Genomic DNA, 13,969 nt, shown 5'->3' on the forward strand with positions numbered 1-13,969 from the left:
CATGAGTTCCATTATCAAGCAACCGTTCAGAACTACGTCTATACGCAAGCAGAAAGGGGTAGCGGCGATTTGGTTTGCGCTCAGTCTTGTCCCTGTCCTTGGAATTACGTTTTTTGCCGTAGAAGGCACACGTTATATCCACGAGACCAGTCGTTTACGGGACGCAGCGCAAAGTGCCGCATTGGCCATTACCATTGATGACAAGGCAAACCAAGCGGATGCCTTAGCGACGAAATACATCCAGGATTATGTGCGTGATATTTCTCATGTCGATATTCAAACCGTTAGGACCTATGAAGAGCCGACCGAGGCGAACGACAATACTGAGAAAATTCAGTATTCGGTGCAAGCGGTAACGACGCACAACTCTTGGTTTGCCAATAACTTGATCCCGTCATTTAACGCACAAGAGAAGCTGGCCGGGCAAGCAGTCGCGGCTAAATACCCGTTCAATTTGGGTGACAAAATCATTGATTTGGTTTTGGTGAGCGACTTCTCTACTTCAATGAATTGGGATTGGGATAGCAAAGTTAAAATTACATTGCTAAAAGAGGCAGTACAGCAGATCTCTGAGCGTATTTTAGTGCCAAGAGCTGGTGAAACCGAGGTGCTCAACCGAGTGGCGATTGTGCCTTTTAACCTTAGGGTACAAGAGAAAATACAAGACAGATTATATTCAAGCAGCCAGGTCAGATACAAAAATGATGTAAATCCGGATATTTCGTCAGTGTCATACGAGCAAGTGGACTGGTCTTATTGGGCAAGATTTTCAGAAAGGGATGTAGAGGATTGTGTCGAAAGGCGGAGAGACTGTCCGGGGAGTGGAAGGCAAGAACAAAGGGCGAAACGAAGAGAGGCAAGACGAATCATTGATGTGTTGGATCGAAATGGAGGTAATAACTATCTGGAAGTGCCGGTTTATATCGATTATGCCAGCTCCGTGAGTGATATGTTTAACGACAAAGTTGCTGATTCTGATTTAACTTTCCATTTTGATTCCAACGATAACCGACTCTACAGTGGGCAGCTAACCAGTACTGGTCAGAATGGCTTTTATACCATTCCGCTTACGACAGATAAAAGCACACTCGAAGAGATGCAAAGCATGAGATCAGGCGGTTATACCGCGGCTTACCAAGGAATGTTGCGTGGTTTTCAGGTGATGGAAAGTGGACGCCCCGCCCCTGGCAGCGGTGAAGATGATATTCAGCAATATAACGAGCGCCTTAAAATACTGATTGTGATCAGCGATGGTGAGGAATATCCATTTACAAATATTTTGCCAAATCTTGTCGATCAAGGCATGTGCGATAAAGCTCGAGAGCATTTTGAAACCGCTGAGGGCTATTTATATATCGGCGTCATAGGGGTGGATTTCAGTGCTTCCGCGCAAAGTGGTTTCCAAGACTGTGTGTTGAACCCGGATGAAGACATCATTGATGTGACAGAAACAGAAGACTTTATTAAGAAAATCGAAGAGTTAATTCAAAAAGGATCTCGTGGTAGTGGTGTGTCGAGACTATATGGGTGAAAAATATGACCAAAACAAGAGTAATAACAGGGATGCTGGTGGTCGGTTTTACAACGTTAAGTGCCAATGCCAGCGATGTAAGCTCAAAAGTGACAGAATATTGCGCGACCGCTTTTTATGAATACTCGCACTCGATTGAAATCGGAGAAGTGACCGGTGTTGCCACTCACCGAAACGGTTTTTTGCAAGTGACTGAAAGCAGTAATGAGCCTGAGCTAAAACAGGCGTTGATGAGGAATTCTTCACTTTTGACCAACCCAAGCGATTGCCTAACCTATATCTCTAACTTAGGCATTGCGCAATTTAGCGGTGAAGTGGGAGACAAAGGTCGTTTGATTGCCCGGGTTCACTTTGCTTTTGACCGCTTTAATCTCACGCCATTAGCCAGAGAGGTATTAAGTGGGGTTGCCCGTCAATTAGCACTAAGCAACTACCGAGTGACAGTTGAAGGGCATACCGATTGGATCGGTACTGAGGCATACAATCAAGGGCTTGGTTTTGACCGTGCGAAAAGTACCGCCAGTGAATTGGTGAAATATGGCGTGAAACGGGAAAACACCGAGCTGAAGTCGTTTGGTGAATCCGAGCCAATCGCAACTAATGAAACCTCTCAAGGACGTTCGAAAAACCGCCGGGCCGATGTGTACATTCCCGCTAACGAGCAAGAGCAACCTCAAGCAATGGAGTAGACGGTTTTCCTGTCCGCAACACCAATCGGGCACTCATTTTTTTGTGCCCGTGGTTTGCCTGGAGGTAATTATTTGTCTACATTACGCCACTGATAAAACCTGCCCCAACAAAAAACAAAATCATCCACAGTATCGAAACCTTTAGTTTGTTAACTAAATAGAAGCCAGTAATAACCAACGCCATATCTACCGGAGTTACAACAGCACTGGTAAATACCGGCTGGTAAAGGGCTGCAAGTAGCAAGCCAACAACGGAAGCATTTACCCCACTTACTGCACCGGAAACTGCGGGTTTCGATGCCAGTTGTTGCCAGTTTTTTAAAACCCCAAGTAGTAGTAAGAAACCAGGCAGAAAGATACCAAGTGTTGCCACTAATGCGCTAAGGAGCGGCGTGTCTGATAGCTCATAACCGATGTATGTCGCGAAAGTGAACATCGGCCCGGGAACGGCTTGGGCGGCGGCGTAACCGGTTAAAAATGCGTCTTGGCTGAGCTGATCTCCAAGGATATTTTCCAGTAGGGGAAGCACCACATGGCCACCGCCGAATACTAGGCTCCCAGCCTGAAAGAAGTCATTGAACACACCTAAAATGGGTAGTTTATGGGCAACGAGAGGTAAGCCAAGTAACAATACAGCAAAGATCACCAAAGGCGTAATACTTGGTTTAAATGTTTCTTTGGGCTCATCAGAGTTTGTTTTTAAATAGCGTACGCCGATTATGCCCGCGATAAGCAACACCAGCATCTGAGTCATCACGCCCGGCACAAGCAAAAGGGCGATGGCGGTTGCGACACACAATCCCGCCGTCAACTTTGTTTGGCAAAAGTTTTTGTACATTCCCCATGTCGCATCCGCTACCACAACAACGGCCAGTAGTTTTAATCCGTGTACGATGTTTTGAAACAGAGCCGTATCGGTGACCTGGCTACTCACCATGGCTAATACCAACATGATAAGCACCGAAGGCAGCGTAAATCCGATAAAAGCTGCGCATGCCCCTCCTAAGCCACCACGCTTATATCCTAATGCAAATCCTACCTGGCTAGATCCAGGACCGGGTAAGAACTGGCTCAATGCAACGATTTGGGCATACTCGTTATCATCCAGCCATTTGAGCTTTTCAACGAAAGTTTTCCGAAAATAGCCAATATGAGCAGCTGGCCCACCGAAGCTAATCCAACCTAGCCAGAAGAAAGTTTTAAAAATGGTCAACATGTTGAGCCTATTTATCTGAATAGAATTTTTATGTTGATAATTTATCGAGTGGTTTAAAATGACTCAAATTGATATTCTGAATTTAATCTATGAATAAAATGGGATTGAAGCTCAAGTGAAAGACGAAATCCAGTGGCGCAATATCGACCTGAATCTATTGGTGACATTTTCTTACTTATATCGCTACCGGAGTGTGAGTTTAGCGGCTGAACACAGCTATGTAAGCCAATCCGCGATGAGCCATAGTTTATCCCGTTTGCGGTTACTTTTTGATGATCCTCTATTCGAGCGTAAAGGACACAAAATGGAACCAACAGAACATGCTCACAATATCGCTCCAATCGTACATAATCTTCTGGACTCGATAACGAAAGACTTACTGACTAAATCTGAATTCCAGCCACAGAGTTACTCAGGAGTGTGTCGCATTGGTTTAACGGATTACGCTGAATTCATTTTTGCGCCAGCTATCTATGATGAAATTCACAGGCAAGCACATGACGCGAAAATTAGCTTTATTAACGTTGATCGAAGTAATTACATGCAACGAACTGAGCGGGATAAGTTAGATCTTGTGATTGGTAGCATACCTGCTCCTGAAGAGGACTATTGTAGCCTGTACCTCTATACCGAGAAGCATGTATGTTTATGTGATAAGAAGATGTTGAATGGTAAGTCAGCGTTATCTGTCAGTGAGTTTGCCACTATCAAGCAAGCATTAGTCAGTCCTGATGGTAGCTTAAAGACACAAGTAGACCAAAAGCTCGCAGAGTATGGTTTGAGCCGCCAGGTCACCGTGGCGTCACGTAACTTTCTTACTATTCGTCACTTACTTAAACAGCGAGATCTCATAGCGATTGTGCCGGAAAAGATGGCGCTGTCTGAAGGTTTTTCAGATGATTTAGTAACGATTCAACCACCTATGTCAGTGGCGGATTTTGAGATTTCTATGATATGGCACACCAGTCGAGAAAATGATGAGAAAGGCATCTGGTTGAGAAAGTTGGTAGCAGAAACGATCACTTCTCAGTGATAACGTTTACCCTATTTTAGTCGTGTTACGTAAAATGAGCTCGCTAGGAACATAAACTTTAAGAGGTAACTTACGCTCATCACGATATCTTTCCACCAATAAGTTAACTCCTTGAATTCCCATCATCTCAGAGTGAATACGTACCGTTGATAGTGGAGGGAAGGTAAAACTAGCGGTTGGAATGTCGTTCATACTGATCATAGCAATGTCGTTTGGAATGTGCAGTCCGCACTCATGGATAGCGCGTAAAACCCCGATTGCAATCGTGTCTGAGGTGACAAATATGGCAGTAGGAATATCTCCTTTAGCCAACATCTTTGTGCCTAAGTCATAGCCGGACTGGCTTGAACCGTCGCCGTAATAGATATCTGACTCTGAAACTAAACCTCTTAGGCTTGCGTATTCGACAAATGCACTCTTTCGGCTATCAGTCGAGGCTGTGTGGCTTTGACCACCTATAAAGCCAATTCTCTGATAGTCCTGATTGGCATAAAAGTCGACGACTTGTTTACTTATCCGCTCGAAATCGGCACTAACACAATCATAGGGATTATCTTGTTCAGAGACATCGATGCGACAAATGAAGTTTTCTAAACGCTTAGGTAACTTATTGATAATCTTTTGCTCTATGTCGCCAACAAGAAGGATACCTGTGACTTTCTGCGTATCGGCTTCCAACTCATTGTTGTAGCAGTTGGTGAGGGTAATACCAAGCTTGTCGCATTGGCTTTCAATGCCATGACGAATCGACAAGTAGTAAGGATCACTACTTTCGAGTTCTTGTCGGTAATTATAAAGCGCTAAGACATGATGCCGCTGGGTGCTCTTTACGGCCGAGCCTTTTGAACTTTTGGTGCGATATTCGAGTTTTTCTGCAATCTCTAAGATCCGACGTTTGGTTTCTTGTTTTACATTTAATGTCGGATCATTATTTAAAACACGCGATACCGTCGCAAGTGATACACCAGCCTCGCTTGCAACGTCTTTTAATTTTGCCATGTACCATTCCCGTAGACACAACGCGCGATCTCGATGAGAAAGCAGTAATACCGCTATTCTAAACAGTGGGTTATGCAGAAACAAATTTTCTGCACTGTTTTCTTTTTCCATTTCATTTGACCATCTACTTTAATGACTTTTCTCCCCAATATAGAGCCCCTTGTTTTTCATCAACGGTGTTTAATTGATCAACTTAATCAATTAAATAATAAATGGAAACGTTTACATGATTAGAGGTTGATCACGGATTTCGGTCGATATTGGTTGCTAGAATTTAGCCTGTTCTTTTTCAACTATGCCCGTGTCGGGCTGATGGTCATGTAGAGCGCACCGTTTAAAAAAACGGTACTCGATGAACTGGCTTTGGAAACACAGTATTGGGTAGTTGGGAAGAGCAAATTAACCAGAAATGGGGGCTCAACAGTGGGGTGTTGAGCTCTGGGGGTTGCTATTAGCAGCAAACTGTTTATTAGTTTGAATTTATAGATAGCGTTTTGGGTGGGCGATTACCAGCTTAACTAAGTCGTTGATCATTATTGTCCTAGACGAGATGAACAGCTACTTATCTAGGATGGTAGTTAGCCCACTTTTTTCTTACTAAGGCAGTTGTGATCTTAATCAGGTGCGGTCAACTGTTGTTGCTAAATTATACTTTTGCTACAGAATCTCTGCGAACTAACGTAGGGCTAAAAATGATCGTCTCATCTTCAACTTTTTCGTTACGAGAAAGTGCTAATGCTAAACGAGTAGCGCGTTCTGCCATCATTTCAATAGGGTAGCGGATGGTAGTTAAGCCTGGATGGACAAAGCGAGCAATGAGTCCGTCATCAAATCCCACCATAGAGACTTGTTGCGGCACATCAATGCCGTTTTGATCTAGTGTCGCTAAAGCGCCCGCAGCCATGTAATCGTTATAGGCCACAACTCCTGTGATTTCGAGAGACTTTGTCAGCAGGTTGGTCATTGCTACTTCGCCCCCATCACTGTTTGGCTCACCATATTCGACGTAGCTTTTTGACAGCTCAATACCATGTTCTTTTAGTGCACTTTGATAACCTTGTAAGCGCTCATCGGTATCTTCGATGTCATGAGAAGAGGCGATACAGGCGATCTTACGATGTCCGTGACGAATCAAATATTCAGTGGCTAAGAAGGCACCTTTGCGGTTATCGAGAGAAATGCAGCGTTCGGCTAATTCGGGAATATGACGATTGATCAATACCAATCCTTTGACTTCTTTGGCATAGGCGATGAGTTCCTCGTCAGAAAGCCCTTTGGCGTGAATGACAAGAGCGTCGCATCGGCTGTTCGCTAATAAATCTAGAGCGCGGCGTTCATCGTCTGCATTATGGTAACCATTGCCAATCAGGATGTGCTTACCATTTTCACGTGCAACGTTATCAACGGACTTTACTAACGTACCAAAAAAAGGATCGGATACATCACTTACCAGTACACCAATAGTATTGGTACTCTGGCTTACCAATGCTCGAGCCGCGGCATTAGGGCGGTAGCCTAATTTACTCATAGCTTGTGTTACTGCATCAATGGAGTTTTGGCTCGCTTTTGGCGATTTATTGATTACGCGAGAGACGGTAGCAACGGATACACCAGCTTCTTTTGCAACATCTTTGATGGTTGCCATATTTGACCTTTATGGGCGAGAACATTTGACTGAAAGTATTAAACACCCATAGTGTAATCAGTTCAATTCAATAGAGAGTTTGCAGTTGGAAATGAGATCTTTACCACCTGTTTTTATTAAGTTTACTGTTAGTGTAAACGTTATACCTTTTATTAAAGTTTTAAAGCGTGTTTTATCATGGAAAACAGCTCGTACTCAGACTTTGTCTAGGTGAGTAGTGAGACGTCGGAATACATATTGTTATCTTAGAAATGCATGATCAATCTGAACGCGTGTTACTGACTGTTGAAGGCACGACGCTTGTTTAGGAAGTGCGTTTAAATAGGTAATATTTTTATCAATCATATTTATGTATTGCGTCGCATTTTATTTATCTATCAATATGAATGCGCTGCACTGTAATTATAATCCCTGCGCTTTTTAAAACTGTTTAAATGTATGAAAGGTATAGGAAATTATAATGAAAAAAGTAATGCCACTATTGGTTCTAGGTGCAGTGGTTGCGTCAGCGTCAGTTCAAGCAAATGATAACTGGTATGTTGGTGTTGATGTTCTTAATTCTGATCTTGAAGTTGAAGGGATCTCTTCTGATGATTCGGTGACGGGTTTGGGCATCGTTTTAGGTAGCGAAGTGCAATACTCAGACAACTTCAAACTGGCTTTGGAAGCTGAGTACGTTAGCTACGGTAGCTTCGAGAAGAAAGAATCTTCCATGGGTGACTGGGTAAAGGTTTCTATTGATGGTTACGCTTTTAATTTGAATGCTAAACCTAAGTACCAATTCTCTGAGTCTGGTTTTTACATCGGTGCGCTAGCTGGCCTTGGTGTAATTGGTGTTGACTTCCAAGTAGCTTCAAACATTTTGGATGCAAATGGCAAAACTGACGGCAGTGATGTGGGTTTTAACTACGGCGCTGAAGTAGGCTATGAATTTGATTCAGGTGTTATTGTTTCTGGCGGTTACCGTGCTTCTTCAGTAACGATTGATGTTGAAGGCGGTGGCGAACTCGATTTCGATTTCGACAGCGTTTATGTTGGCGTAGATTACAAGTTTTAAACTAAAACTAACTGAATACGAAAAAGGAGCCTTTAGGCTCCTTTTTCGATCAACGCATCAATCAGCTCATAATGATGGTCATGAACACCCGCGAGGTTTCCGTATTTCGGTTGATGACGATCATTCTCTTTCGCGTGTTGCCAACCCACGGTATGTCTAACAAAGTGTTCGGCAAAAGAGTGCGAAACCTCCAGACAACCAGCCAAAACGGTATCAACGTAGCTTTGCATTATCGGGCTGTTAGAGCAGGGTGGTAGTGGCTCATCTTTCACATAAACCCAAATAGCGTGATCGGGATTAAATGGTTGGTCTGTTTCAATTTGATCGGGACTAAGCTGAATACGGTGATAGCCACGTTCGCGACGATCGAATTCTGCTAAAGCTTCATCATTGACTTCAAGTAACACGCCGTTGACCTGTCCTTGTCCTTCGTTAACGACCAGTGGGGACAAGGTGTAGCTGTCATCGATTTTGCCCCAATAACGAACTAATCCGTGTGCGATGACTGGAATTGCTGCGCCTGTTTGTCCAGTCAACTTTCGTGAGGCAGAATTAATCAAGCTGCCATAGCCGAATATGTACATCTGTTTACGTCCCTTACTTAATTGCGAACCGCCTTTCTTTATACCTAACCCTTCTTAGAAGCACAAACTTTACCCCCAAAGTATAGTCTTCCCATTAACATGTATTTTTAATGTATGTTTGTGGTAGTATCCATTTTGTCGCTGAAAATATCTGGGCTGGCAAGAATGATCCGATCATTCAACCTGCATAGAAACAAGCTTGAGGGCCAAAAAATGCTGAATATCACCGATAAAAAAGTGGAAGAAAAAATCCCTGCATGGCTGCGTTTAGGGTTTCGACCGTTTTTCCTATTTGGCGCTATCTATGCCATCGTCGCGATTGCTTTGTGGGTGTGGATATTCCAGACCGGACAGCCCAGTGCACTACGCGTTCCTACTCTTTGGTGGCATGTGCATGAAATGTTATTTGGTTTCTCAATGGCGATCGTCGCAGGCTTTGTGTTAACCGCGGTACAAAACTGGACGGGAATAAATGGCACCAAGCATTACACACTGTTGGCTATTTTTGCCTTGTGGCTTGCGCCCAGAATTTTACTCTGGACGCCAATCCCTTTGTGGTTAACGAGTACTATCGAAGCGTTATTTTTATTGTTTGTCGCTTATGAAGTAGGGATCCGAGTATACCGCTCTAAAGGGTGGCGAAATCTGTTTTTTGTCCCGCTGTTCTTATTGGCGATCTTTGCTAACTTTGCCAGCTACGCGACGGTGAAGGGCATGCCACCATTTTCCTCTTCAGCGGTTTGGCACGCTATGCTGTGGTGGTTTACCTTGTTATTGTCAGTAATGGGTGCACGGGTCATTCCGTTCTTTACTGCCCGCCGTTTTAATTTCGAAAAAGCGCAACCATTGTTATGGCTTGATTGGCTGGCAAACCTTCCTTTGGTGATGTTGTTTATCTTAAGCTTCTTCCCTGTAACTTTTTCTCAACTTGGCCAACCTTTAATGGTGTTTGCCGGTTTAGCTCAACTTGCTCGCTTCTTACGTTGGAAGCCATGGCTAACCTTAAGTGAGCCTCTCGTTTGGTCGCTGCATGCGGCGTATTTGTGTTTGCCATTGAGTTTGATCTTACGTGGTGCTTGGGATGATGCCTTTGCGGCTCATAACCTGATTCACTTATTCGCGATAGGCGCTTTAGGCGGTTTGATATTAGCGATGATTTCGCGTGTCACCATGGGGCATACGGGGCGTATGATTTACAAAGGACCCAATATGAGTATCGCCTTCGCTGCCGTTATTGCCGCAGCTGTGGTTCGCAGTTTTGCTGTGATTTTCGACCCTGCCAGAATGATGTTGTGGATAGATATCAGCGGCGGATTGTGGATATTAGCATTTGGCATGTTTGTATGGCGATTTGGTTTTATGCTGGTTACTCCGCGTGCCGACGGTCATCCAGGATAAAGCTACAGCGTAAAAAAGAGGAGAGCACATCTCCTCTTTATTGTTTCTTCGCGAAACTACTCGTCGTCGCTTTTGTTAGTTAACCCAAAGCGTTTTAATAGCAGCCACTCCAGAGCAAATATAATAATTAATGCTACGCAGAACCAAGTAAAAGCGGTTGCAGAGTCCACGCCAGGCATGCCGCCGATATTAATACCCAATAGCCCGGTTAAGAAACTGGTCGGTAAGAAAATAGTGGCAACCAGTGTAAATAGATAACTGTTTTTATTGGTTTTTTCATCGCGATTGTGCTTGATCTCTTCCTGGAATAATGCCACTTCGCCCAGATAAAAGTCGATGGTTTCGTTTATGCGCGTAATATTATTGTGCGCAAATCGGTACTGGTGGGGCCTGGAAACCACCAGATCAGAGCTTGATTCAAGCAAATCACGGATCGCATATTGCTGCGGACGTATAAAGCGTTTGATAGAAATAAGCGCCTTTTGAGCGGAGATATGCTTATAGGTGGACTCATCGTTCACGTCGAAATGATTAAGAGTTTCTTCAATCGTATCCAGATAAAGATCAATCTTCCCGTTTAAGCCTTCGATGATTTGATTAAGCAGGCTTGCCAAACTCTTTGGTCCCTTCTGTTCAGCCAAGGCCTGGCGGATTTCCATAATCGCACGCGAAGGGATTTTCCGTGTTGAAATCAACGCACCCTGGAAATATAAAATCCGAATACTAAGCATATCTTCTGGAGACGCATTCTCATTCATATTGATGCCACGCAGAATCAACATGAAGTTTTCGTCGTCCAGAGGGTGAAAAGAGGGGCGACTTTCATCGGCGAGTAAATGATCGACGGTCGCTTTAGGCACTTGATTGTGCTCCAGCCAGCCACGAATATCTGGATGAAGTCTTTCGCAGTGGTACCAATGTTTCGCTTTGATTTCTTGTGATGTCGTTGCTTCTTGAGTTGCTATTGGCGTTGAAAAATCCCAATGCTCAATCATAAACCCCATATTCTTTTCCTTATCATGAGATTACTTGCAGTCTATTGAATGAGTATGATTGCATTTTTAGCGAAAAGTCTACGAAAAATTTCCGAAAGCGCTAAAACAACAAAGCCTGCACGAAGCAGGCTTGGTCACGGGATTGGAGTCATTAGCCCACTTGTGAGAGGTTCACGACTTTCTGTTGTAACTTTTCTTTTAAGTATTCTGCAAGAGATAGCTTTTCTTCGTCGCTCATGTAGAGCCCGAGCTTGGTACGACGCCATAAAATGTCTTCGTCAGTCAGGGCCATTTCATGGTTCATCAAGTAGTCAATTTCACGCTGATATACGCCACCGGCTTGTGTAGAGAAGGCTTGGCCTAAATCGGCTTCACTTGTCGCTCCCTTCATTAGCTCCCACGTTTGTGTTCCAAACTGAGTAACGTAACGCAGAATAAGCGCTTTTGGTGCCCAGGCGTACTTGGCGTGGATCTGTTTCGCCAGTTGTTCGCGACTACAGCTGAAGTTACCGCCCGGCAGAGCTTGGTTTGCTGTCCAGTTACCGCCCATTTGTGGCAGGAATGGCGCCAGCTTTTTCATCGCCGCTTCCCCCAGTTTGCGGTAAGTCGTTAGTTTACCGCCGAAAACCGAAAGTAATGGAGCCTGATCGAATTCTGCATCTAGCTCTAGCGTGTAGTCTCGCGTGATCGCCTGTGGCGAGTCTGACTCATCATCGCACAGTGGGCGCACACCGCTGTATGTCCACACCACATCTTCGCGCGATAGCTGGTGGACGAAGTGTTGATTAACAATGTCGATCAGATAATCGACTTCGTCATCAGAGATCGCAACTTCTCGTGGGTCGCCTTTGTATTCGACATCTGTGGTACCGACGATCGAGAACTTATCCAAATACGGGATCATAAACACGATGCGGTTATCTTTGTTTTGCAGAATATAAGCCTGAGGTTCGTTGTGGATTCGAGGAACAACAATGTGCGAACCTTTGATCAAACGAATATTACGTGGAGAAGCTTGCTCTAGTCCTTCATCAAAGAACTGTTTTACCCACGGTCCCGCAGCGTTAACCAGTGCTTTCGCTTTACGTTCAAAACGTTGATCCGTCATTGTGTCGTGGATTGTGACATGCCAGATGCCGCTTTCGCGATGCGCTTTTTCTACCCGGCAGTAGTTACGAACTTCTGCATGGTTTTCACGTGCTGCGAGAACGTTAAGTAGAACTAAGCGAGCATCATCTACCCAGCAGTCGGAGTATTCGAAACCTGTTTTTATCTCTGGTTTTAATAAGCCAGACTTTGCCAGATTAACGGTCTTGCTGCCTGGGAGCGTAGTACGTTTACCTAAGTTATCGTAAAGGAACAAACCACAGCGGATCATCCACGCTGGACGTAAAAATGGACGATGAGGTAAACGGAAACGCATAGGTAACGCAACATGAGGTGCTTTGCGAAGGATTACTTCACGTTCTGCGAGCGCTTCCGAAACTAAACGAAACTCGTAGTGTTCAAGGTAGCGTAATCCACCATGAATAAGTTTGGAGCTTGCTGAAGAGGTTGCAGATGCAAAGTCGTTAGCTTCATACAAACCAACACTTAATCCACGGCCTGCAGCATCAGCAGCGATACCAGCCCCGTTAATGCCGCCACCGATAATGATCAAGTCTAAAGGAGTGGATGAGTCAGTTGTGGAAGCATTTTTTTGTATACTCATAAATTTGACCTCTTTGGTGAGCGAACGAGCATTTTAGAACATGGTTTAATCCTATCTTAGGTTTCGTTTGTGGTCATCTGTTATTTTCGTTTTTGAGCGTTTTGTGTGATTTGGGCACAAAAAAACCTCTGTCTAAGTAAGGCAGAGGTCATTTAAAGGTTCAAGTTTGAGCGAATTATTTATTTTCTTCGTCTGTCGCCCCGTTTGCGTCGACAACTTCAAGAGGGATGGAGGCTTCTTTTAAAATAGACAGAATTTCTTCAGGTGGCTGCTTATTGGTAAATATCATGTTTAACTGAGCGATATTACCCAGTTTCACCATCGCATTACGGCCAAACTTAGTGTGGTCTACGGCCAGAAATACGCTGCGACTGTTATCGATGATAACCTGCTTTACTCGTACTTCATGGTAATCGAAGTCCAGCAGTGAACCATCGAAATCAATACCACTGATTCCGAGAATACCGAAATCGAGGCGGAATTGTTTTACGAAGTCCAGAGTGGCTTCACCGACAATACCACCATCGCGGTTACGAACTTCGCCGCCAGCCAGTATCACTTTGATTTCTGGGTTAGGGTAAAGAATGGTCGCAACGTTGATGTTGTTAGTGACCACTCGAAGTTGTTTGTGGTTTTTATTGAGTGCACGTGCAACGGCTTCCGGCGTCGTTCCGATATCGATAAAGAGCGTCGCGCCATCAGGTATGTGTTTGACCACCTCTTCTGCAATCACATCTTTTTCGTTGAAGTTAAGTGCCTTACGCGTGTTGTAAGAGGTATTTTCCGAGCTGAGAGGGATGGTGGCGCCACCGTGATAGCGACGAATTCTGTTATCGTCGGCGAGTTCATTGAGATCGCGTCGGATGGTTTGTGGGCTGACATTGAATCGTTCGACCAACTCATCCGTGCTGACATAGCCTTGTTTTTTTACCAACTCGACAATCTGCTGGTGTCTAGGTATTTGCTTCACTTACGACTCCATTGTGCACGGGTAGCTAGCTCCCAATGCTTAACATTCGAAATATATTGAGTAATTTGGAGATATTGTGCTCGAATTTGCGCGTTGTGAGAAGTAAAGCGATCAAGGAATCGGGGATAAGACGCAAAAAGA

General features: G+C 44.3%; 12 protein-coding genes. 5 read left to right on the forward strand and 7 right to left on the reverse strand.

The features are described 5' to 3' along the window. Position 1: 1 nt before the first annotated feature. Positions 2 to 1,531, forward strand: coding sequence for a TadE/TadG family type IV pilus assembly protein (locus L9Q40_RS18735; RefSeq protein WP_498794204.1), 1,530 nt, complete (start codon positions 2 to 4; stop codon positions 1,529 to 1,531). 5 nt (positions 1,532 to 1,536) lie between these two features. After that, on the forward strand, positions 1,537 to 2,220 hold the full coding sequence (locus L9Q40_RS18740; RefSeq protein WP_498794205.1) for an OmpA family protein: 684 nt from the start codon (positions 1,537 to 1,539) through the stop codon (positions 2,218 to 2,220). Between the two features lie 76 nt (positions 2,221 to 2,296). Here L9Q40_RS18740 and chrA read toward each other — a convergent pair whose 3' ends face one another. Continuing rightward, complete coding sequence (chrA, locus tag L9Q40_RS18745; protein WP_498794206.1) at positions 2,297 to 3,436, reverse strand: chromate efflux transporter; 1,140 nt, start codon at positions 3,434 to 3,436, stop codon at positions 2,297 to 2,299. Between the two features lie 115 nt (positions 3,437 to 3,551). Here chrA and L9Q40_RS18750 point away from each other — a divergent pair, with 115 nt between their 5' ends. After that, positions 3,552 to 4,469: a LysR family transcriptional regulator gene (locus L9Q40_RS18750; protein ID WP_498794207.1), complete on the forward strand. Its 918-nt coding sequence runs from the start codon at positions 3,552 to 3,554 to the stop codon at positions 4,467 to 4,469. 6 nt (positions 4,470 to 4,475) lie between these two features. On the opposite strand, the gene ebgR is transcribed toward L9Q40_RS18750, so the two are convergent. Together ebgR and L9Q40_RS18760 are read right to left on the reverse strand one after the other, a co-directional pair. Beyond that, on the reverse strand, positions 4,476 to 5,468 hold the full coding sequence (gene ebgR, locus L9Q40_RS18755; protein WP_498794208.1) for a transcriptional regulator EbgR: 993 nt from the start codon (positions 5,466 to 5,468) through the stop codon (positions 4,476 to 4,478). Positions 5,469 to 6,114: 646 nt separating this feature from the next. Then, entirely contained in the window at positions 6,115 to 7,113 is a 999-nt protein-coding gene (locus L9Q40_RS18760; protein WP_268669058.1) for a substrate-binding domain-containing protein, read from the reverse strand. A 460-nt stretch (positions 7,114 to 7,573) separates the two neighbouring features. Here L9Q40_RS18760 and L9Q40_RS18765 point away from each other — a divergent pair, with 460 nt between their 5' ends. Then, positions 7,574 to 8,170, forward strand: a complete 597-nt coding sequence (locus L9Q40_RS18765) for an outer membrane beta-barrel protein (RefSeq protein ID WP_498794209.1) — start codon at positions 7,574 to 7,576, stop codon at positions 8,168 to 8,170. Positions 8,171 to 8,202: 32 nt separating this feature from the next. On the opposite strand, the gene L9Q40_RS18770 is transcribed toward L9Q40_RS18765, so the two are convergent. Further along, positions 8,203 to 8,754, reverse strand: a complete 552-nt coding sequence (locus tag L9Q40_RS18770; protein ID WP_065300131.1) for a gamma-glutamylcyclotransferase family protein — start codon at positions 8,752 to 8,754, stop codon at positions 8,203 to 8,205. Between the two features lie 213 nt (positions 8,755 to 8,967). Here L9Q40_RS18770 and L9Q40_RS18775 point away from each other — a divergent pair, with 213 nt between their 5' ends. Continuing rightward, a complete protein-coding gene (locus L9Q40_RS18775; protein ID WP_498794210.1) occupies positions 8,968 to 10,152 on the forward strand; it encodes an NnrS family protein in 1,185 nt (394 codons plus the stop codon). A 56-nt stretch (positions 10,153 to 10,208) separates the two neighbouring features. On the opposite strand, the gene L9Q40_RS18780 is transcribed toward L9Q40_RS18775, so the two are convergent. The 3 genes from L9Q40_RS18780 to L9Q40_RS18790 all read right to left on the reverse strand — a co-directional run bounded on the left by L9Q40_RS18780 (position 10,209) and on the right by L9Q40_RS18790 (position 13,828). Then, a complete protein-coding gene (locus tag L9Q40_RS18780; RefSeq protein ID WP_014232829.1) occupies positions 10,209 to 11,156 on the reverse strand; it encodes a CorA family divalent cation transporter in 948 nt (315 codons plus the stop codon). Positions 11,157 to 11,298: 142 nt separating this feature from the next. After that, entirely contained in the window at positions 11,299 to 12,858 is a 1,560-nt protein-coding gene (gene glpD, locus L9Q40_RS18785; RefSeq protein WP_422831162.1) for a glycerol-3-phosphate dehydrogenase, read from the reverse strand. A 175-nt stretch (positions 12,859 to 13,033) separates the two neighbouring features. Next, positions 13,034 to 13,828, reverse strand: coding sequence for a DeoR/GlpR family transcriptional regulator (locus tag L9Q40_RS18790; protein ID WP_014232827.1), 795 nt, complete (start codon positions 13,826 to 13,828; stop codon positions 13,034 to 13,036). Positions 13,829 to 13,969: the final 141 nt, after the last annotated feature.

Source organism: Allocatenococcus thiocycli, assembly GCF_921292965.1.
GTDB classification, from domain to species: Bacteria; Pseudomonadota; Gammaproteobacteria; order Enterobacterales; family Vibrionaceae; genus Vibrio; species Vibrio natriegens.